The following is an 18284-nucleotide window of genomic DNA, read 5'->3' as shown; positions in this document are numbered from 1 at the left end:
AAACAATGGCAGATTTTAGCCTCGAAGACCTCAAGACCCTGCGCGAGCGCCTCGGCACCGGCATGGTCGAAACGAAGAACGCACTCGTTGAAGCTGGCGGAGACCTCGAAAAGGCCACCGAGCTGCTGCGTCTGCGCGGTGCCAAGAGCAACGCCAAGCGTTCAGACCGTTCAACTAGCGAAGGCCTCATCGCCGCGAAGTCGTCCGGTGCAACGACCACGATCATCGAACTCGCTTGCGAGACCGACTTTGTTGCCAAGGGTGACAAGTTCGTCGCGCTAGGTGAGGCCGTTGCTGAAGCGGTCGCTGCTGCTGGCGCCTCGACTGTAGAAGAAGGCCTTGCGGCATCCGCAGGTTCGAAGACTGTCGAAGAGCTCATCAACGATGAAGCTGCGATTCTGGGCGAGAAGTTTGAGCTCCGTCGCCTTGCCAAGCTCGAGGGCGACTCGTTCGAGGTCTACATGCACCGCACCAACAAGGACCTGCCGCCGCAGGTTGGCGTTGTCGTTGCGTACACCGGCGACGATGCAGAGACTGCTCGCGGAATCGCGCAGCACATCTCGTTCGCTGCACCGTCGTACCTCTCGCGCGAAGACGTTCCGGCAGCTGATGTCGAGAACGAGCGTCGTATCGTTGAGGAAATCAGCCGTGGCGAGGGCAAGCCTGACGCTGCTCTCCCGAAGATCGTCGAAGGTCGTCTCGGTGCGTTCTTCAAGCAGGTCGCACTGCTTGACCAGGACTACGCTCGTGACAACAAGGTATCGATCGCTAAGGTTTCTGCTGATGCTGGCATCACCATCACTGGTTTTGCACGCTTCAAGGTAGGCGCCTAACACGCACACTCATAGGGCCCGGGGCATTTTTGCCTCGGGCCTTTAGTGTGCCGGAAGCCACAGTGGACGTTGAGCAAATCGCTTGCACCGAATTTGCTGTGCGGCGCTGCTGAACGCTAGTCAAACCAATAGCCTGTATATGTCGACCACGAAGGAAAGAAGACGATGACAACTCAACGCAAACGCCGGGTGCTGCTGAAACTGTCGGGAGAATCCTTCGGTGGTGGACAACTGGGGGTTAACCCCGATGTCGTTTCGTCATTGGCCAAAGAGATCGCCGCAGCATCCGCCGATGTTGAAATTGCCATCGTCGTTGGTGGCGGAAACTTCTTCCGTGGTGCTGAACTCAGCCAGCGCGGTATGGACCGCGGCCGCGCCGACTACATGGGCATGCTCGGCACCGTCATGAATGCCCTCGCCCTCCAAGACTTCCTTGAGCAAGCCGGCGTCGCTACGCGAGTGCAGTCCGCGATCGCGATGACCCAGGTTGCTGAGCCCTACATTCCTCTTCGCGCAGAACGTCACCTTGAAAAGGGGCGCATTGTGATCTTTGGTGCTGGCGCAGGCTTGCCCTACTTCTCCACTGACACCGTGGCTGCGCAGCGCGCCCTCGAGATCGGTGCTGAAGAGGTGCTCGTGGCAAAGAACGGAGTCGATGGAGTTTACGATGCCGATCCTCGAAGCAACCCGGATGCTCGAAAGCTTGACTCCATCAGTTTCCAAGACGCGCTTGTTCAAGGTCTCAAGGTCGTCGACTCGACCGCCTTTAGCCTGTGCATGGACAATGCAATGCCGATGCTAGTTTTCGGTATGGAACCCGCCGGAAACCTTACTCGTGCCATCGTGGGGGAGCAGATCGGAACCCGCGTGCACGGCTAACGTGCTCAGAGGCTCTGCTCGCGGCCAACCCAGACCAACCAACGCAGACCAACCAACGCAGACCAACCAACCCAGATCGACCCAACTGCGCATAGCAAAGCAAGAGCTGAGCGAAGCCAGAAAGACTCCGAGCGCGCTGCAGCCGTCGTTGCGACGACTGCACGCTAAACTCGGGTGAGACTAAGAGGAGCGCTCGTGATTAGTGATGTTCTAGCGGAAGCTAGCGAAAAGATGAACAAGGCACTGGAAGCTGCCAAAGACGACTTCGGTACAGTGCGCACTGGCCGCGCCAACCCTGCGCTGTTCCAGAAGGTGCTCGTTGACTACTACGGCACTCCTACTCCCTTGCAGCAGCTCGCGTCGATGGTCAACCAGGAAGCCCGCACGCTCCTTATTACCCCGTTCGACAAATCTGCGCTCAAAGACATTGAGAAGGCAATCGCTGGTGCACACCACTTGGGTGCCAGCGTTGGTAACGATGGAAGCGTCATCCGCGCGACCCTTCCCGAACTGACCGAGGATCGCCGCAAGGAGTTCGTCAAGATTGTTCGCGACAAGGCCGAGCAGGCTCGCGTGTCGCTTCGCAATATTCGTCGCAAGGCAAAAGACGACCTCGATGCACTTACTGAGGTTGGCGAAGATGATGTAGCGCGTGCCGAGAAGGAGCTCGAAGCGAGCACCAAGGCTCACGTAGACGCGATCGACGACGCTCTCAAGCGCAAAGAGTCCGAGCTGCTCGAGGTCTAATGGTTTCCGAATTCGAAGCTCAGGTTCGGGCAACTAACGACAAGATCAACGCCCGCACAGGGCGTCCATTGGCGATGGCTCTCACAGTGGGTCTTGCGTTGGGGCTTTCGTTATTGTTCAGCCTGATCTTTGTCAAAGAGCTCTACATGCTCTTTGCCGGAGTTCTGGTTGCATTCACGGCTTTTGAGCTCGCCAGTGCGCTTCGATTTGCAGGGCTGAATATTCCGAGGCTGCCGACGGTCATTGGTGCCGTCGCTGTAGTGCCGGCATCGTTCTACTGGCTCGCTGAGGGTCAGTGGTACGTCACACTCGCAGGTATTGCCTTCGTCGGAGTGTGGCGACTCGTGTGGCTGTTCTCGCCCAAGCACCGCGCCCCAGTGCGCGCTGTTCTCAGAGATCTCGGTGCTGGCGTTTTCGTCATGCTTTATGTCGCATTCTTGGCGAGCTTCACCGTTTTGCTGACGACTCAAGATGGTGGCCAGTGGTGGACGCTGGCAATGCTGATCGTCGTTGTTGTCAGCGATATTGGGGCGTATGCGAGTGGTCTTTCCTTTGGCAAGCATCCGATGGCACCGACGATTAGTCCCAATAAGACGTGGGAGGGATTCGCCGGAGCTGCGCTCGCTTCGGTGACCGCCGGAGTGCTGCTGGCGCTCTTCATGATTGACCAGCCTGTGTGGGTGGGAATAATCTTTGGACTCGTTATTCTCGGCACGGCAACTATGGGTGACCTAGCCGAGTCGCTGATCAAGCGTGACTTGGGAATCAAAGACATCAGCACGTGGCTTCCCGGCCACGGTGGCTTCCTCGACCGGGTCGATTCATCGCTGCTGTCGGCCGCAGCTGGCTACGCGCTGTTTCTTATCTTCGCGTAAGGCACAATAGAACCGTGAGCACCACTTTCCCCCGCACCCGAAAGTCAAAGTTGGGCTACAACGTTGACCAAGTCGAGGACTTCCTCGAGGAGGCTCGCAGCGCCTACACTTCCGATCGAACCGATAGTGCCGTGGTCTCTTCGCGCACTATCCGAAAGCTTGCTTTCGCAATGCAGAAGGGCGGCTACTCGCCCGTGCATGTTGACTCTGCACTTGAGCGTCTCGAAGACGCTTTCGCCGCTCGTGAACGTGATCGCTCCATTGCCGAGCTCGGTGAGTCGGCATGGTACGCAAATGCTCGTTCAGAAGCGCAAGAGATTCTCAATCGCCTGGCACGTCACAAGGGCAAGAAGTTTTCGCGAGTTAGCTCGTTTACTCGCGGCTACGCGATAAAAGATGTCGATGCGTTCGCGGAAGAACTGGCCAACTACTTTCAGAACGGTGCACCGCTCACAATCGAACGAGTGCGCACTGTTGCTTTCCGCAGCACTAAAGGCGGATATCGTGAGGCGCAAGTGGACTATCTGCTCGACAGCGTGATTGATGTAATGCTGGCGGTTCGCTAGTTCCCTCTGTTTTTTCAGGTGAGTGGGCTAATATCGCACTTATTGTGGTCAAAAATTCGCGAACAGCAATCCTCCGCGCCCAGGCTAAAAGCCAGAGCGCGGATCTTTCTGGACGCCACACACGTTCGTCGTTGAGTCTTCGACTCTTCGCATCGATAGTGAGTCTCGGGTTTGTCGCTACCTTCGTCATGGCTGCGCCAAATCCCGTGAGCACAGTGTCTGCTTCGAGCGTTCCGCTCGCCGCCGTCGAGCGCGCTGAAGTTCAGTCAATAACCGTCGCGGAAGGTTTCGTCAATGAAATCGCGCGCGACAAGCTTGCGGTTAAAGAAATTGTCGTCGAGCCCGTAATTCCGGCTGCCCCTGTTGCCCCTGCCGCTGGAGTTCCTGATCCTGGAACAGCTCAAGCAATCGCGCTGTCGATCCTCACGTCACGAGGTATGGGCGCCGATCAGTACAACTGTTTGGTAAGCCTGTGGAATCGCGAATCAGGTTGGAATGTTTACGCGATGAACTCGTCGAGTGGCGCGTACGGCATCCCACAAGCGCTCCCTGGCAGCAAGATGGCCACTGCTGGCGCCGACTGGGCAACGAACCCGGCAACCCAGATTAACTGGGGTCTTAGCTACATTTCGGGCCGCTACGGCACTCCGTGCGACGCCTGGGCCTATTCTGAAAGCCACGGCTGGTACTAGCCGTTCCCGATCGAGCGCATAAGCTTGAACTATGCCTCGTTCGAATCGCCCCCGCGGACGGCGTCGCCCCGATGATGATGACCGCGGTGACCTGAATCAGGTACTTTTTGGTTCTCGACGCACTGAGCACAAATCTGACGGCGAATGGAATGTTCAGCCTGTTTCCTCAGGTAGCGCGGTCAAAACTTATACCTGTCCAGGATGCTCTCAACCTGTTTCGGTGGGAGTCGCCCACACCGTCACTTGGCGCGCCGACGGCATCATGGGCGCAGCAGACGATCTTGCAGCACGGCGTCATTGGCACCAGCACTGCTGGAAAATCAGATTGTGAGAACCGTACGTGAGTGAAACCATCCGAGGCGCTAGCGAACTTCCTGCTACACGCGAAGATATCGAGCTGCACACCAGCGACGGTTTCACGTTGGTTGGGGAACTCACTTTGCCCGAGTCCGGTCATATCGCTGCGACGCTTGTCACCTTGCACCCCCTGCCAACTGCCGGTGGTTTCATGGATTCCCACATCATTCGCAAGGCTGCGGCACGCCTGCCAGCGCTGGCGGATGTCGCGGTCTTGCGTTTCAACTTTCGCGGGGTTACTTCGCCACGCGGTACGTCGGAGGGGTCATTCGGCGAAGGCGAACAAGAACAGTTCGATCTTGCTGCTGCCATGAACTTTGTGCGCGAGCGAGGCTTGCCGAATGTGTGGCTGTTGGGCTGGTCATTCGGCACTGAGGTGACTCTCAAATTTGGTCGCGAACATCCCGTTGACGGCGCGATTTTGCTCTCGCCGCCACTCCACCGTGCCAGTGCTGCCGAGGTTGCCGCGTGGGCAGGGGATGAACGTCGCTTGGTCGCGATTATTCCGGAACTTGACGACTACTTGCGGCCAGAGGAGGCGGCAAAACGTTTCGCATCGGTGCCTGAAATAGAGCTCGTCGTTGTCGAGGGCGGAAAGCACCTGTGGGTGGGAGAAGCGCAGACGTACCGTGTGCTCAGTGAGATCGTTGCCCGACTGAACCCGATGGTGTTGCCATTGCCCCGCACGTGGCCTCCGGAGGCCGCTCAACCGCTCTAAACGGCCTGTTGACCGCCGTCCGCTTAGAGATCGGCCTGGCGGGGAACAATCACTTGCTGAACGACGAGCAGGATTGCTGCCGCAACAGGAATTGCAATGAGAGCGCCAAGGATCCCGAGGAGCGTTCCTCCGGCGAGAGCTGCGATCACGACGAGGGCTCCGGGAAGTTTCACAGCTTTGCTCATGATTCGTGGGTTGAGTAGGTAGGCCTCAATCTGCATATAGATCAGATAGTAGATTCCCACGGCGATGACGCTTGGTGGACCGTTGAAGAGCAGAACCAGCAGGGTGATCACTACCGAACCGCTTAGCGTTCCCACGAGCGGAATCAGCGAGCCCAAGAAGGCGATAAAAGCGAGCAGCGCCGAGTACTTGACCGGCAGGTCGAATGCCGGGAAGACCCACGTGAGCACAATGAAGGAGAGCACGCCGTTGACGAGGGCGAGTGAACCTTGGCCAATGACATATCGACCGACTGCTGTGCTTACTTGCTCAGCAAGGTCGATGAACTTGGCACGCTTTGTGGCGGGAACGAGTTGGTAGATTCCCGACTTGATGTTGTTGATGGACGACACAAAGTAGATCGTCAAAATGAGCACGATAATCGCCCCGGTAATGCCGGTAGCGATTCCGATTCCGACAGCAAAGACGCCGCCGCCGATGGTCGTGAAGTCGAGCTCGGTTAGCCACGTGGTGAAACCGTCGAGGAGGTCCTCAACCTTGAGCCAAGGAAGTGCAGTTTCAACGTTTTCCTTGATCGTTCCGTCGAAGAACGCTGTTACGAGCCGGGGGATTGCTCGAGTGGCATTACGCACTTGCTCAGCGATCACGGGAACGATCGCAAAAACCAGGCCAGCGAACACGCCAAGAACGCCAGCGAGGACAGTGAGGATGGCGGTCCAGCGGGGAAATTTCTTAGTTTCAAGCCACGTCACTACCGGGTCGAGACCGAGTGCAAGGAAGAGTGCTGCCCCGACGTAGGTGAGAATCGTCGCCAAGGAGATGATCGTCTGGCCGATTCCCACGGCGACGAGCACACCAAGACCGCCAAGAAGACCGAGGCGAAAGGGGTTAAGAATCTTCATAGCGAGGCTCCGTCCAGCCTGAGGCGACGAGGTGTCAGGCTGGACGTAATTCTAGATGCCAGCGGGCAACTTACCGGTCAACATCCTCGGCTTGGTTCAGAACTCCACGAAGGTTCTCGAAGTAGCCAGCAACTGTCTCGCGCTCTGCCTTGATCTTGGACAGGCGTTCTTCGGCATCGCTAATGAGTTCATTAGAACGCTTCTCGGCATCGTCGACAAGCGACTTTGCGCGCTGTTCCGCATCCGCGATTTCATTGGCCGCGCGCTCGGCTGCGTCAGCCAGAACTGACTTCGCTTCTGCCTGAGAACTGGTGCTGAGCTCCTCGGCCTCGTGACGTTTGGCGTTCGCTTCGCGCACAGCCTCGCCCAACTGGGCTTGAGCCTCTTCGAGGTAGTTCTGGGTCTGAGTTGATGCCTCTTTGTGCTGGGCCAAGAACTCCTTCTCCGCCTCATCGCGTCGCACAGCGAGCTCTTGTTCTAGAGCGATGCGTGCGGCTTCGGCTTCGCGCTCGATTGCGGTTCGGGTCTCTTCACGCTGGTGCTGAATGGATGCTCGAGTCGACTCGACTTCGTTCGCCAGTTCGGCGCGCTGGCGAGCGATGTCCCGTTCGAGGTCTGCAGTCTGTTTCTGCACATCGTGGGCAAGGGCGGTGCGAGTTTCGGCGTCCTCGGTCTCAAGAGCAGTGCGCTTGTTGTCGATTTCAGCGTCAAGGTCAGCGTGACGGCGAGCCATCTCTTCTTCGAGGCCAGCAGTTCCCGTTGCGATTTCTGCTTCAAGTTCGTTGCGGCGTTCAGTCATCTCGGCTTCGAATTGGGCACGAGCTGTTGCGCTTTCGTTTTCGAAGGCGCTGCGCGCGGTGCTGATTTCTTCTTCAAGTCCCGAGCGGGTGGTCTCGACATCGTTCTCGAGAGCGGCACGCGTTGTGCTGACTTCCTTGGCGAGTGCCTTCTTGGTGGAGGTAACTTCGCGGTCTAGCGCCTTCTTCAGTGCTGCTTGCTCAGCAGCAAGCTCACTTCGTGATGTTTTGACGTGGGCTTCGAGCTCAGCGCGAGTCGTTGTCACTTCATCGTTGAGGGCTGCCTTCGCAGTCGCGACTTCCTGCTCAAGGTTCGAGCGAGTGGTCGTGACTTCTTGCTCAAGCGCAGCCTTGGTGACTTTAACTTCCTGGTCGAGCGCCGTCTTGGTGGTGGTGACTTCCTGTTCGAGCGCAGCTTTCGTGCTCGTCACTTCGTGTTCGAGGGCCGCCTGGGTCGTTGAGACCTCGTCGTCGAGGGCAGCGCGGGTGGTGACAATGTCGCTCTCGAGTTGCGTTCTCGCTTCTCGTTCTTCCTGTTCCCACTGCTCGCGGGCCTCTGAAAGTTCTGCGTCAAGCGCTGTTCGCGCCGCAAGCACGTCTTTTTCGAGCTCGTTGCGGATGCTCGCGGCCTCTGCCTCGACAGCGGCTCGAGCGGTGCTGGTCTCGGTTTCGAGCGCAGCGTATGCCGCATCAAGTTCGGCCTTGAGCTTCGCCTGAGCGGCGTTGGTTTCGTTCGCCAGCTTCGCGTGGGCGGATGTGGTTTCGTTCGCTAGCTTGGTGTGGGCAGCTTTGGTCTCGTTGGCAAGAGTGTCGCGGGCGGCGGTTGTTTCGGCTTCCAGCTCTGCACGCGCTGTCTCGATCTCTCGAGCCAGATCGGTGCGTGCTTGCTCGACATCGTGTTCGAGGTCTTCGCGTTGCTTCGTGTTCTCAGCCTCGAATGTAGCCCGGCCGAGTTCGGCATCTCGTGCGAGTGCTTCGGCAGCTTCGCGTGCCTCAGCAACTTCAGTTGCTGTGCTCGCGCGGAGTTCGGTCATTGCCCGCTCGGTCTCGGCGCGAAGGGCTGCAGCCTCACGCTTAGCGGAGGTGCGAGCATCCGCAGCTTCGGTAGCAACAGCGCCACGAATAGTTGCTGCTTCGCGTGCCGCGTCAGAGGTGAGCTGCGCTGCTTCGTCACGTGCATGGGCAATGAGAGCGTCTGCCTCGTCGCGGGATGAATGTGCAAGAGCATCCGCTTCGCGACTAGCGTCCGCCAGAATGCGCTCTGACTCGGTCGCAGTTTCATTGCGCAGATTCGTCGTCTCAGCCTGGACGGCTTTACGCATCTTTTCGGCGTCGATATCTGCTTGGCTGATGAGTTGCGTTGAATGTTCTTCTGCGACGCGAAGCATGCTCTCAAGCTTCGAGCCGAGACCGCTATAGGTCGGACTCCCTGTTTCGTCGAGCTCGGCCTGCAGATCCTCATTAACGGCAAGGAGTCGCTTTACCTCTTTGGTGGAAGCGGTGCGGTCAGCTTTGGCGGCAACAAGTTCACGACGGAGTTCGCCAATAAGCTTGTCGACGTCGTCCTTCTTGTAGCCGCGCATTTCGGTGCCGAAATCAGTATCGTTCGCGGCCAAGATGTCTCCTCGGAGTCAGCGGAAAGGACTTCTAGAGTTTAGTGGTGCGGAGCGGCTAACTGTCATTTTGGTCTCGATGGGCAATCGGCACTCAACGTTCTCTCAGACAGTTCCCAGACGCAGGACTAGGTGCGCACACGCCCATCCGCTATTCTTGAACGTCTTTGTTGTTGCCTACCCGCCTAAATCGGGCCCTTGACCTGCAGACCGTACTGGGGTTCCGCCAACGTGGCGAAGGGTTTTGTGACGTAAGTCACTGTAGGCAGCGCGAAAGGAGAGATAGTGAGATTCGTTCTCGCCATAGTTAGCTTTATGCTCGCAGCCGTGATGATCGGCTACGGCATTGCGCAGCAAACCATTCTTGCGACCCCAGATGAGGTCAGCGTGTCGGCCGAGTTCGATGGCACTGCCCCCTTGACGGTGATCGATGGAGCAGCTTTGAACGCCTATGAGGGCAAGCAGACTATTAGCGTTACTGGTCCAGGTCGCATCGTTGCCGCTTACGGCAGCACATCAGACGTACTCGCGTGGGTGGGTGACGCCAGCTACAACAAGGTGAGTATCGACCCTGGTACGGGTGAACTCATCACCGAAGAAGTCAGCGGTACCGAGCAGGAAGTTCCCGATCCCTACGATTCTGACCTGTGGCTCGAAAGCTACACGGCCGATCTCGAACTCGCGCTGACGGTCAAGATCCCCTCTGATGTGTCGTTTATCTTGGCGGCGGATGGGGTGGAGCCTGCTCCGAGCGGAGTTGCGCTTTCGTGGCCACTAGACAACACCACTCCGTGGGCAGCCCCTCTCATCACTGGCGGTGCGGCCATCCTTCTTCTTGGCCTGATCTTCCTCATGTGGGCCGTACACCACATGCGTCGTGCTGGCGGTCCCCGTCGCACTCCGCAAAAAATGCCTAAGGTTCCGAAGAAGCCGCTATACAAGCCGGCGAGGCGGTCGACAAAGACCGGCGAGACCGCGACGATCACATCGCCTCAGCGCATTGCTGTTCCTGCTGTCTTGCTGAGCGCTCTGATCTTGAGCGGATGCACCATTGCGTCACCGTCAGGCTCCGCCGACGACGCTAGTGCCCCGGTTCCGACCCCCACTTCGACCTCTGCGGGCAGTGAGTCCCCGATGCCGGCCGTTACCGTGCGTCAGGTGGAGAAAATCGTTGCGCGGGTCAGCGCTGTTTCGCTCGAAGCAGACGAATCTCGCGACACCGATCTCATCAAGACTCGCTTTGCCGAAGCTGCCCTTGAATATCGTCTAGCGAACTACAAAATGCGCAAGGCAGATAGTTCCATTGCCGCACCCATTGCTGTTCCTGACGGACCGGTGCAGCTGACGCTTCCACAGCAGACAGATTCGTGGCCGCGCACCGTATTTACGATCATCCTGGATGAGTCAGACAGTGCTGTGGCCCCGATTGCGCTCTTCCTCGAGCAGGCGTCACCTCGCGAGAATTACAAAGTGAGCTACTCGATCAACCTCGAGCCCTCAATCGTGTTCCCGGATGTCGTAGCCGCCAGCGTAGGAACGTCACGCTTGGCAGCAGACAGTGGCTTGCTTCGCTCGTCACCGACCGAAGTGGCACTCGACTACGCCGAAATTCTCGAGCAGGATGTCGACAGTGACTCCTACCTTGACTTTGAAGCCGAGGGCGACAGCCTGCGGGTCAACGTCGGTCTTGCCGTGAAGCAAGCCGAGAAAGCCGAGCTATCGACTACGGCCACGCTCACCTATGGTCACGAACTCGGCTCAACCGATCCCATAGCAATGGCGACCATTGACGCTGGTGCGATCGTTGCCGTGCATCTCTACGAGACCAAGGTTGCGAAGCCAAAAGAAGAAGGCTCCGCAGTAACTTTTAGTGGTCAGACGAAGGCGCTTTCGGGGATTTCGATCACCGAAACCGGAATCAAATCTACCTACGGAGATCAGCTACTCTTCTATGTTCCGGCAGCCGGTAGTGGAGAAAAGATCGTACTGCTCGGATACACCCAAGGACTTGTTGCAGCATCGGAGTTGAATTGACAAACGCCCCACTGAACGCCGCTAGCTTGCGCGGTGCAGTCGACCTCTCATCGTTGGTTCGCCAGCACAATGCGCCCCCCGCACCTGCGGGAACGGGAGAAACCCCGCAGCCGTCGGGATTCGCCACAAATGTAAACGATGCGTCGTTCACTCAAGTGCTTGAACTTTCGAACACCGTTCCGGTGATCGTGGAGTTCTATGGCCAAGGCATTGAGCCAACGTTGGAGCCGACGATCGCAGCGTATTCTGGCAAGTTTGCCTTGGTGACAGTCGATGCTACGAGCAATCCCCAACTCGTGCAGGCATTTCAGGTGCAGCAGGTTCCCACCGTTGCCGCCGTTATCGGTGGACGACCAGTGCAGCTCTTCGCTGGAGTGATGGCGGCGAACGATCTCACAGAGGTTCTCGACCAAGTGTTGACGCTCGCTGCCGAGAGCAATGTGACAGGAACGCTTCCCGCACCGGACCCCTCGGGGGAAAGCGCCGACGAGCCTGTCGAAGAGCCGCTACCACCGCTGCACCAAGAGGCCTTTGATGCAATCTCCGCTGGAGACTTTGCGACCGCAATCTCGAAGTACGAAACGGCGATCGCGCAGAACCCTCGCGATCAGCAGGCAGTCGCTGGACTCGCCCAGGTGTCGCTACTCGCTCGTCTCGAGAACAAGACAGCCGAATCTGTGCGCAGCGCGGCAGCTCAAGATCTCACCGACGTTGACGCACAACTCGCTGTCGCCGATCTTGACGTTTCTGGCGGGCACCTCGGTGATGCGTTTGGTCGCTTGCTCGAGCTCTATCCTGCCGCTGATGCAGAAGGCAAGAACAGCATCCGCACTCGATTGCTCGACTATTTTGAAATCGCTGGCGCCGAAGACCCTCGAGTTGTTGACGCGCGTCGCCGATTGACTCTGCTTCTTTACTAGCATTGCTGGCTGTTGCTAGCTGTCGCGTGCGATTGCCGCGATTGTTGCGTCGGTAGCTCGAACTAAGTCGCTTGGTGTGAGCTCGATGTCGAATCCGCGCCTTCCGCCGCTGACAAACACGGTCTCAAATAGCTCAACGGTTTCGTCGATAACGGTTCTGTTGGCGGTTTTTTGACCGATGGGGCTGATGCCCCCAACAACGTAACCGGTGCGACGTTGAGCTACGACAGGATCGGCCATCGCCGCGCGCTTGCCGTTGACAGCACTCGCGAGCGCTTTGAGATCGAGCTTTCCTGAGACAGGGACAACGGCAACGATGAGTTCGTCGTCGACCACCGCCATGAGCGTTTTAAATACTCTCTCGGGTTCGATTCCCAATTCGGTGGCGGCTTCACGACCAAATTCGACGGCGCGTGAGCTGTGCTCATAGGGGTGCGGCGTGAAGGGGATCCCCGTGGTGTCGAGCGCAACCGTCGCGGGGGTGCCGAGTGCCATCAGCGCTCACAACTCTCGGTTGGGCCGGTGGCGGAGTCGAAGCGTTGGCGCATGCGATCTAGAGTAATGACACGCGAGCATCCATGGGGAGTGCACGCGAGAGTAGCGGAGAAACAGTGACTATCTATCTGGATCATGCGGCCACGACGCCGATGCGTCCTTCCGTTGTTGACGCGTTCGCTGCGGCACTGCCGGTAGTGGGCAATCCATCGTCAATACATTCCCAAGGGCAGTCGGCAAAACGGATGCTCGAAGAAGCGCGAGAGACGGTCGCTGCCAGTCTTGGTGCGGATTCCGTTGAGGTGACTTTCACCTCAGGGGGCACCGAATCAATCAACTTGGCTATCAAGGGGTTGTTTTGGGCCCGAAACTCGACTGAGGTTTCCCGCCCACGTATTTTGGTTGCGCGAGCCGAACATCACGCGACGATTGATGCCGTTGAGTGGATGCGCGAGCACGATGGAGCGGTGCTGGATTGGATTCCTGTTGACGCTTTCGGTCGCATAGACGTTGATTACGTTCGCGATGCGCTCGCGGATGATGTCGCCCTTGTCACGATGCTCTTGGCTAACAACGAAGTCGGTACCCTTCAGCCGGTTTCTGAGATTTCGACGCTTGCGCATGGTCACGGTGTTCCGGTGCACGTAGATGCTGTCTCTGCTTTTGGCTATGTCCCGATCGACTTTCATGCGGCTGGCGTTGCAGCCCTGAGCGTGTCGGCTCACAAGATTGGGGGACCGGTCGGGGTTGGCGCTCTGGTCATTGCGCGTTCGGCGACAGTGACGCCGCTGATTCATGGTGGTAGCCAGCAGCGAGCTCGATCAGGAACGCTGGATGCTCCTGGTGCTGTGGCTTTTGCTGCCGCAGCGCGGGAGGCAACTGGTGACTTGGCTGACACCGGACGACGGCTGAGTGAATTGCGCGATGAGCTGATCTCTGGGGTGCGAAACGCGGTTCCTGCTGCGGTCCTTCGTGGCGATCCCGAGCACAGGCTGCCGGGAAACGTTCACTTCACTTTCCCTGGTTGCGAGGGTGACTCTTTGCTGTTTCTTCTCGATGTGGCCGGGTTTAGCGTCTCGACTGGATCGGCATGTCAGGCCGGAGTCCCTGAGGCTAGTCATGTGCTGCTTGCGATGGGGCTCGATGAGCCAACCGCGAGGGGCGCACTGCGAATTTCGCTGGGGGAGACGACGACGGCTGCTGAGATTGCGCAGTTCGTTGATGCTCTGCCGCGTGCGGTCGAACAGGCGACGGCTGCCGGGTATTCGAGCCGGGACACGATTCTTGGCCACTATCCAGAAGCCTAGGGTGGCCTCGGGGCGCATTCAGGACGCGCGCGTTGACAGAATTTACCTTCACCTGTAAGTTTTTTATTACAGATGAAGGGATGCTCGTGAACTCTGATGAGCTCGGTGCCTGGTTGGCTGCCGTTGCCAACCCGCAACGCATGCGCATTCTCGCGGAACTCGCTGGCGGACAAGCCCACGTCAGCGATCTCGCCAGACGAGTGGGAATGTCGCGGCCACTTCTCTACATGCACCTCGCAAAGCTCGAAGAATCTGGCTTCGTCGCCGGCCATCACGAGCTCAGCGACGACGGCAAAGCACTCAAGTTCTTTGAAGTTGTGCCCTTTCGCATCACCGTGACTCCAGCATTACTTGCTCGAGCGGTAGCTCAGTCAGCGCAAGAACGACACAACCTAGACACCACCGAAGTAATCGACAAACAACCCGCCAGCACAAACTCTCACAAAGGAAAGTAATGGAAATCTTCTTTAGTCTCTGGTTCTGGATCGGCGTAATCGCCATCACCGGCATCATCGCCGGTGTCATTACCAACGCAGTGAACAAGAAAGCGGAGACAGCAAAACACGTGGCTGACGCCCAAGCCGGCGGCGACTATCGAGCACTCGTCGAGCAAACTCTCGAAACCAACCGATCCCTCCTTGAGCGACTGGATGCCGTAGAAAGCCGACTGGCCGGGGTCGAGAAGACCCTCACCGACATCCCGCAGTAAGAACTTGCCCAGCAACGCGTCTCGTACACTGGTTTTATGAAGGTTTTAGCGGCGATGAGTGGCGGAGTGGACTCCGCGGTTGCTGCCGCGCGGGCAGTCGAGGCAGGGCACGAGGTTGTTGGGGTGCATCTGGCGCTGAGCCGGCAACCAGGAACCCTGCGCACGGGAGCACGTGGCTGCTGCACAATCGAAGATTCGATGGACGCGCAGCGGGCGGCCAACATCATTGGCATCCCGTACTACGTGTGGGATTTCTCCGAGCGTTTCAAGCTCGACGTTGTCGATGATTTCATCGCTGAATACTCGGCGGGCCGCACTCCGAACCCCTGCATGCGCTGTAATGAGCGCATCAAGTTCGCTGCTTTGTTGGAGAAGGCCGTCGCTCTAGGTTTCGACGCCGTTGCAACTGGCCACTACGCCAATATCGTTGACGACGAGCATGGCAATCGCGAGCTTCACCGCGCAGCGGCCTGGGCGAAGGATCAGTCCTACGTACTAGGCGTTCTCACGACAGAGCAACTGGCTCACAGCATGTTCCCGCTCGGGGCGACCCCATCCAAGGCTGAAATTCGCGCTGAGGCAGCGGAACGCGGGTTCTCCGTAGCCAACAAACCTGATTCGCATGACATTTGCTTCATTCCTGACGGCAACACTCGTGGTTGGCTTGCCGACAAAGTCGGAGCTGAGCAGGGCGAAATTTTGGGCCGCGATGGTGAAGTCCTTGGCAAGCACGAGGGCGCCCTCGCTTTCACGATCGGTCAGCGCAAGGGCCTGAACGTGGGTTATCCCACCGACGATGGCAAGCCGCGATTCGTTCTGGAGATTCGACCGAAGACCAACCAGGTTGTTGTCGGACCACGCGAAGCGCTCGCATTGGCTGAAATTGCCGGCTCTAAGTTTTCTTGGGCAGGACTCGACCCGCTTGAGTCGGGATACATTTCTGAGCCAGGCGAAAGTTTTGAGTGCCACGTCCAGGTGCGCGCTCACTCTGACCCGATGCCTGCTGTTGCCAGACTCGATCCTGCCGCCGTTGACGCAGAGGGCAATGAGATTGGCCCAGAACTTGTCGTCACCCCTCACGAGCCTCTCAATGGCGTCGCGCCAGGGCAAACAGCTGTGCTCTACGTCGGTACTCGCGTTTTGGGTCAGTGCACAATCGCACGGTCTGTGTCTGCGGTTCCTGCTCAGGTCTAGTCTGCATAACTGCCGCCGATTTCCTCCGTGCGCAGGTTTCGTCGTAGGCCCTGTTTAGACTTGACCTGTGGCCAACAACACCGAAAAATCCGGTTCAGCGAGCGAATCTGACGATCAGGTCGCCGAGACGACTGACCCGGCTCTCGCAGCCGCGCGTGACGAAGTTTCCGCGCTTACGACCCGCATTCTCGAACTGCGAGACGCCTACTACGTTCGCGATGAAGTCCTCGTTGACGATGCCGAATACGACGACCTGATCAAGCAGCTCGAACAACTCGAGCTTGATCATCCAGAACTTCAGAGTCAAGATAGCCCGACTCAGCGAGTTGGTGGCCGAGCCGCCACGCTGTTCGACCCTGTCGAGCACGTGGAACGCATGCTGAGTCTTGACAATGTGTTCTCGGTTGAAGAGTTCGCTGAGTGGGCAGCGAAGGTCGAGCGATCTTCCGCTCGCCATATTGATTTCTTGTGTGAGCTCAAGATCGATGGTCTTGCGATCAATCTTCGGTATATCGATGGTGTGCTGGTGAGCGCTGCCACTCGCGGAGATGGTCGAGTCGGTGAAGACGTAACCGAGAATGTTGTTCGAGTTGAGGGAATTCCCCAGCGTCTGGCAGGAACAGGTCATCCGCCGATCGTTGAGGTGCGAGGAGAAGTCTTTATTCCTCTCGAATTGTTCCGCGAACTCAATGCGGAACAGACTCGCATCGGTGAGAAAGTTTTTGCGAACCCTCGCAATGCGGCCGCTGGCTCGCTTCGGCAGAAGTCTGAGGGCAAGTCAGAAGAGAAGCTCGCGCACATGCGGCGCAGGTTGTCTTCGCTACGGATGCTCGTGCACGGCATTGGAGCGTGGGACGGCACGCGCGCCCACCACGAGCCCATCCGCAGCCAGAGTGAAATCTACGGAGTGCTCGCCACGTGGGGATTGCCAACAAGCACCCATTTTCGCGTTGTTGATTCCGGAGAGAAAGCGGCAGAGTTCATCCGCTATTACGGAGAACACCGCGACAGTGTCGAACATGAGATCGACGGGATCGTCATCAAAGTTGATGAACTTGCCCTCCATGATGAGTTGGGGGCCACGTCACGTGCTCCGCGCTGGGCAATTGCCTATAAGTACCCGCCAGAGCAGGTAAACACCAAGCTTCTCGACATTGTGGTCGGTATTGGTCGCACGGGTCGGGCCACTCCGTATGCGGTAATGGAGCCCGCTCATGTTGCCGGTTCAGTAGTACGGCAAGCCACCCTCCACAATCAGGATGTAGTGAAGCGCAAGGGTGTTCTCATCGGAGACACTGTTGTCTTGCGAAAAGCCGGAGATGTGATTCCGGAGATCCTCGGCCCGGTCGAAGAGCTTCGCGATGGCACTGAGCGTGCGTTCGTCATGCCCAAACTCTGCCCAGAATGCAATACACCGTTGCGCCCGATGAAAGAGGGCGACATTGATTTGCGCTGCCCGAACGCTCGCAGTTGTCCGGCGCAAGTGCGGGGGCGGGTCGAACACGCTGGCAGCAGAGGCGGACTCGACATCGAAGTGCTTGGAGAAGTAGTGGCGCGAGCTCTGACTCAGCCGAAGTATCCCGAGATTCCGCCGCTCATCAATGAAGCCGGCCTGTTCGATCTCACGGTCGAAGACCTATTTCCGATCGTTGTCGCCGTGCGTGATTCCGAGACCGGGGAAGTTGTCACTGATGACGACGGCGCTGAACGGACGATCACGCCGTTTAGCCGGTTGCGAAAAGTAGCGGGTGCTGGTGCCGATCCCTCGTACGATCCTGCTGCTACCGAATTTGCTGGCGACGAGCACGCCGTACCTTCGAGCAACGCGCTCAAGCTCATCGCCAATCTGAGTGAGGCGAAAACTAAGCCACTGTGGCGCCTCTTGGTGAGCCTCAGCATCCGTCATGTTGGCCCTGTAGCGGCACGAGCCCTCGCCGACTACTTCGGTTCGCTTGATGCGATTCGTTCGGCAACCCGAGAGCAGCTTGCGGCTGTTGACGGAGTTGGCCAAATTATTGCTGACTCGGTCGCCGACTGGTTCGAAGTTGATTGGCATCAAGAGATCGTTTCTCGGTGGGCTGCCGCCGGCGTTCAGTGGACAACTCCCGGGCATCCTGGCCCCGGGGCCGCCCAGTCGAATGACGGCGTTCTCGCTGGACTCACGATCGTCGCAACAGGCAGTCTCGACGGCTTTACTCGTGAAGGAGCCCAAGAGGCAATCATCGCGGCTGGGGCAAAAGCGGCATCCAGCGTGAGCAAAAAAACCGACTATGTCGCTGCGGGCCCCGGCGCGGGCTCTAAACTGACCAAAGCAGAAGAATTGGGGATCCGGATTCTTGATGCGGCGCAGTTTGCGAGGCTCCTCAACGAGGGGCCTTCAGCTCTTGGTGACTAGTTGCTCACCAGCTAAAAACAAGCATTCGACCCCCGAACGGGGTATTTTGCCCTAAGGTTATACAAAAC

At 58.1% G+C, this 18284-nt stretch carries 18 protein-coding genes; 15 read left to right on the top strand and 3 right to left on the bottom strand.

Features of this window, described 5'->3' with window-relative positions; all coding sequences use genetic code 11:
• Positions 1–5 precede the first annotated feature (5 nt).
• From tsf to ACOH1Z_RS03285, 8 genes are all read left to right on the top strand, one after another.
• On the top strand, positions 6–833 hold the full coding sequence (gene tsf, locus ACOH1Z_RS03320; protein WP_449647061.1) for a translation elongation factor Ts: 828 nt from the start codon (positions 6–8) through the stop codon (positions 831–833).
• 165 nt (positions 834–998) lie between these two features.
• Entirely contained in the window at positions 999–1712 is a 714-nt protein-coding gene (pyrH, locus tag ACOH1Z_RS03315) for a UMP kinase (protein WP_449647060.1), read from the top strand.
• Positions 1713–1907: 195 nt separating this feature from the next.
• Positions 1908–2459: a ribosome recycling factor gene (gene frr, locus ACOH1Z_RS03310; protein WP_449647059.1), complete on the top strand. Its 552-nt coding sequence runs from the start codon at positions 1908–1910 to the stop codon at positions 2457–2459.
• Positions 2459–3334, top strand: a complete 876-nt coding sequence (locus ACOH1Z_RS03305; RefSeq protein WP_449647058.1) for a phosphatidate cytidylyltransferase — start codon at positions 2459–2461, stop codon at positions 3332–3334. Before frr ends, ACOH1Z_RS03305 begins: the two co-directional genes overlap by 1 nt.
• A gap of 14 nt (positions 3335–3348) precedes the next feature.
• Positions 3349–3900 (top strand): DivIVA domain-containing protein, encoded by a 552-nt coding sequence (locus ACOH1Z_RS03300; protein WP_449647057.1) that lies wholly within the window; start codon positions 3349–3351, stop codon positions 3898–3900.
• Positions 3901–4058: 158 nt separating this feature from the next.
• A complete protein-coding gene (locus tag ACOH1Z_RS03295) occupies positions 4059–4592 on the top strand; it encodes an aggregation-promoting factor C-terminal-like domain-containing protein (RefSeq protein ID WP_449647056.1) in 534 nt (177 codons plus the stop codon).
• Between the two features lie 31 nt (positions 4593–4623).
• Positions 4624–4923 (top strand): Rv1322 family protein, encoded by a 300-nt coding sequence (locus tag ACOH1Z_RS03290; protein ID WP_449647055.1) that lies wholly within the window; start codon positions 4624–4626, stop codon positions 4921–4923.
• Positions 4924–4932: 9 nt separating this feature from the next.
• Positions 4933–5667 (top strand): alpha/beta hydrolase, encoded by a 735-nt coding sequence (locus ACOH1Z_RS03285; protein ID WP_449647054.1) that lies wholly within the window; start codon positions 4933–4935, stop codon positions 5665–5667.
• Between the two features lie 23 nt (positions 5668–5690).
• On the opposite strand, the gene ACOH1Z_RS03280 is transcribed toward ACOH1Z_RS03285, so the two are convergent.
• Together ACOH1Z_RS03280 and ACOH1Z_RS03275 are read right to left on the bottom strand one after the other, a co-directional pair.
• Positions 5691–6752, bottom strand: coding sequence for an AI-2E family transporter (locus ACOH1Z_RS03280; protein WP_449647053.1), 1062 nt, complete (start codon positions 6750–6752; stop codon positions 5691–5693).
• 70 nt (positions 6753–6822) lie between these two features.
• Positions 6823–9165: a hypothetical protein gene (locus tag ACOH1Z_RS03275; RefSeq protein ID WP_449647052.1), complete on the bottom strand. Its 2343-nt coding sequence runs from the start codon at positions 9163–9165 to the stop codon at positions 6823–6825.
• Positions 9166–9447: 282 nt separating this feature from the next.
• On the opposite strand from ACOH1Z_RS03275, the gene ACOH1Z_RS03270 reads away from it, so the two are divergent.
• Positions 9448–11196: a DUF8094 domain-containing protein gene (locus ACOH1Z_RS03270; protein ID WP_449647051.1), complete on the top strand. Its 1749-nt coding sequence runs from the start codon at positions 9448–9450 to the stop codon at positions 11194–11196.
• Positions 11193–12116, top strand: coding sequence for a tetratricopeptide repeat protein (locus ACOH1Z_RS03265; RefSeq protein WP_449647050.1), 924 nt, complete (start codon positions 11193–11195; stop codon positions 12114–12116). Before ACOH1Z_RS03270 ends, ACOH1Z_RS03265 begins: the two co-directional genes overlap by 4 nt.
• A 15-nt stretch (positions 12117–12131) precedes the next feature.
• Here the strand turns inward: ACOH1Z_RS03265 and ybaK are convergent, their stop codons facing one another.
• Complete coding sequence (gene ybaK / locus ACOH1Z_RS03260; RefSeq protein ID WP_449647049.1) at positions 12132–12611, bottom strand: Cys-tRNA(Pro) deacylase; 480 nt, start codon at positions 12609–12611, stop codon at positions 12132–12134.
• 116 nt (positions 12612–12727) lie between these two features.
• On the opposite strand from ybaK, the gene ACOH1Z_RS03255 reads away from it, so the two are divergent.
• The 5 genes from ACOH1Z_RS03255 (at position 12728) to ligA (ending at position 18216) form a co-directional block, all read left to right on the top strand.
• Positions 12728–13918, top strand: a complete 1191-nt coding sequence (locus ACOH1Z_RS03255; protein ID WP_449647048.1) for a cysteine desulfurase family protein — start codon at positions 12728–12730, stop codon at positions 13916–13918.
• Positions 13919–13998: 80 nt separating this feature from the next.
• Positions 13999–14373, top strand: coding sequence for an ArsR/SmtB family transcription factor (locus ACOH1Z_RS03250; RefSeq protein ID WP_449647047.1), 375 nt, complete (start codon positions 13999–14001; stop codon positions 14371–14373).
• The gene (locus tag ACOH1Z_RS03245; RefSeq protein ID WP_449647046.1) at positions 14373–14627 is read left to right on the top strand and encodes a hypothetical protein; all 255 of its coding nucleotides are present in this window, start codon (positions 14373–14375) and stop codon (positions 14625–14627) included. The genes ACOH1Z_RS03250 and ACOH1Z_RS03245 overlap by 1 nt, the downstream gene beginning before the upstream one ends.
• A gap of 36 nt (positions 14628–14663) precedes the next feature.
• Positions 14664–15821: a tRNA 2-thiouridine(34) synthase MnmA gene (gene mnmA, locus ACOH1Z_RS03240; protein ID WP_449647045.1), complete on the top strand. Its 1158-nt coding sequence runs from the start codon at positions 14664–14666 to the stop codon at positions 15819–15821.
• A 67-nt stretch (positions 15822–15888) separates the two neighbouring features.
• Entirely contained in the window at positions 15889–18216 is a 2328-nt protein-coding gene (ligA, locus tag ACOH1Z_RS03235; RefSeq protein ID WP_449647044.1) for an NAD-dependent DNA ligase LigA, read from the top strand.
• Positions 18217–18284 lie beyond the last annotated feature (68 nt).

The organism is Rhodoglobus sp. (assembly GCF_053580035.1).
This window is presented reverse-complemented; position numbering and strand designations above follow the sequence as displayed.

Bases quoted from the DNA above. Each gene is read 5' to 3' on its own strand.
- ACOH1Z_RS03245 (WP_449647046.1), top strand. From the start codon at position 14,373: ATGGAAATCTTCTTTAGTCTCTGGTTCTGGATCGGCGTAATCGCCATC.
- ACOH1Z_RS03250 (WP_449647047.1), top strand. From the start codon at position 13,999: ATGCTCGTGAACTCTGATGAGCTCGGTGCCTGGTTGGCTGCCGTTGCC.
- mnmA (WP_449647045.1), top strand. From the start codon at position 14,664: ATGAAGGTTTTAGCGGCGATGAGTGGCGGAGTGGACTCCGCGGTTGCT.
- ACOH1Z_RS03305 (WP_449647058.1), top strand. From the start codon at position 2,459: ATGGTTTCCGAATTCGAAGCTCAGGTTCGGGCAACTAACGACAAGATC.
- ybaK (WP_449647049.1), bottom strand. From the start codon at position 12,611: ATGGCACTCGGCACCCCCGCGACGGTTGCGCTCGACACCACGGGGATC.
- ACOH1Z_RS03290 (WP_449647055.1), top strand. From the start codon at position 4,624: ATGCCTCGTTCGAATCGCCCCCGCGGACGGCGTCGCCCCGATGATGAT.
- pyrH (WP_449647060.1), top strand. From the start codon at position 999: ATGACAACTCAACGCAAACGCCGGGTGCTGCTGAAACTGTCGGGAGAA.
- ACOH1Z_RS03280 (WP_449647053.1), bottom strand. From the start codon at position 6,752: ATGAAGATTCTTAACCCCTTTCGCCTCGGTCTTCTTGGCGGTCTTGGT.
- tsf (WP_449647061.1), top strand. From the start codon at position 6: ATGGCAGATTTTAGCCTCGAAGACCTCAAGACCCTGCGCGAGCGCCTC.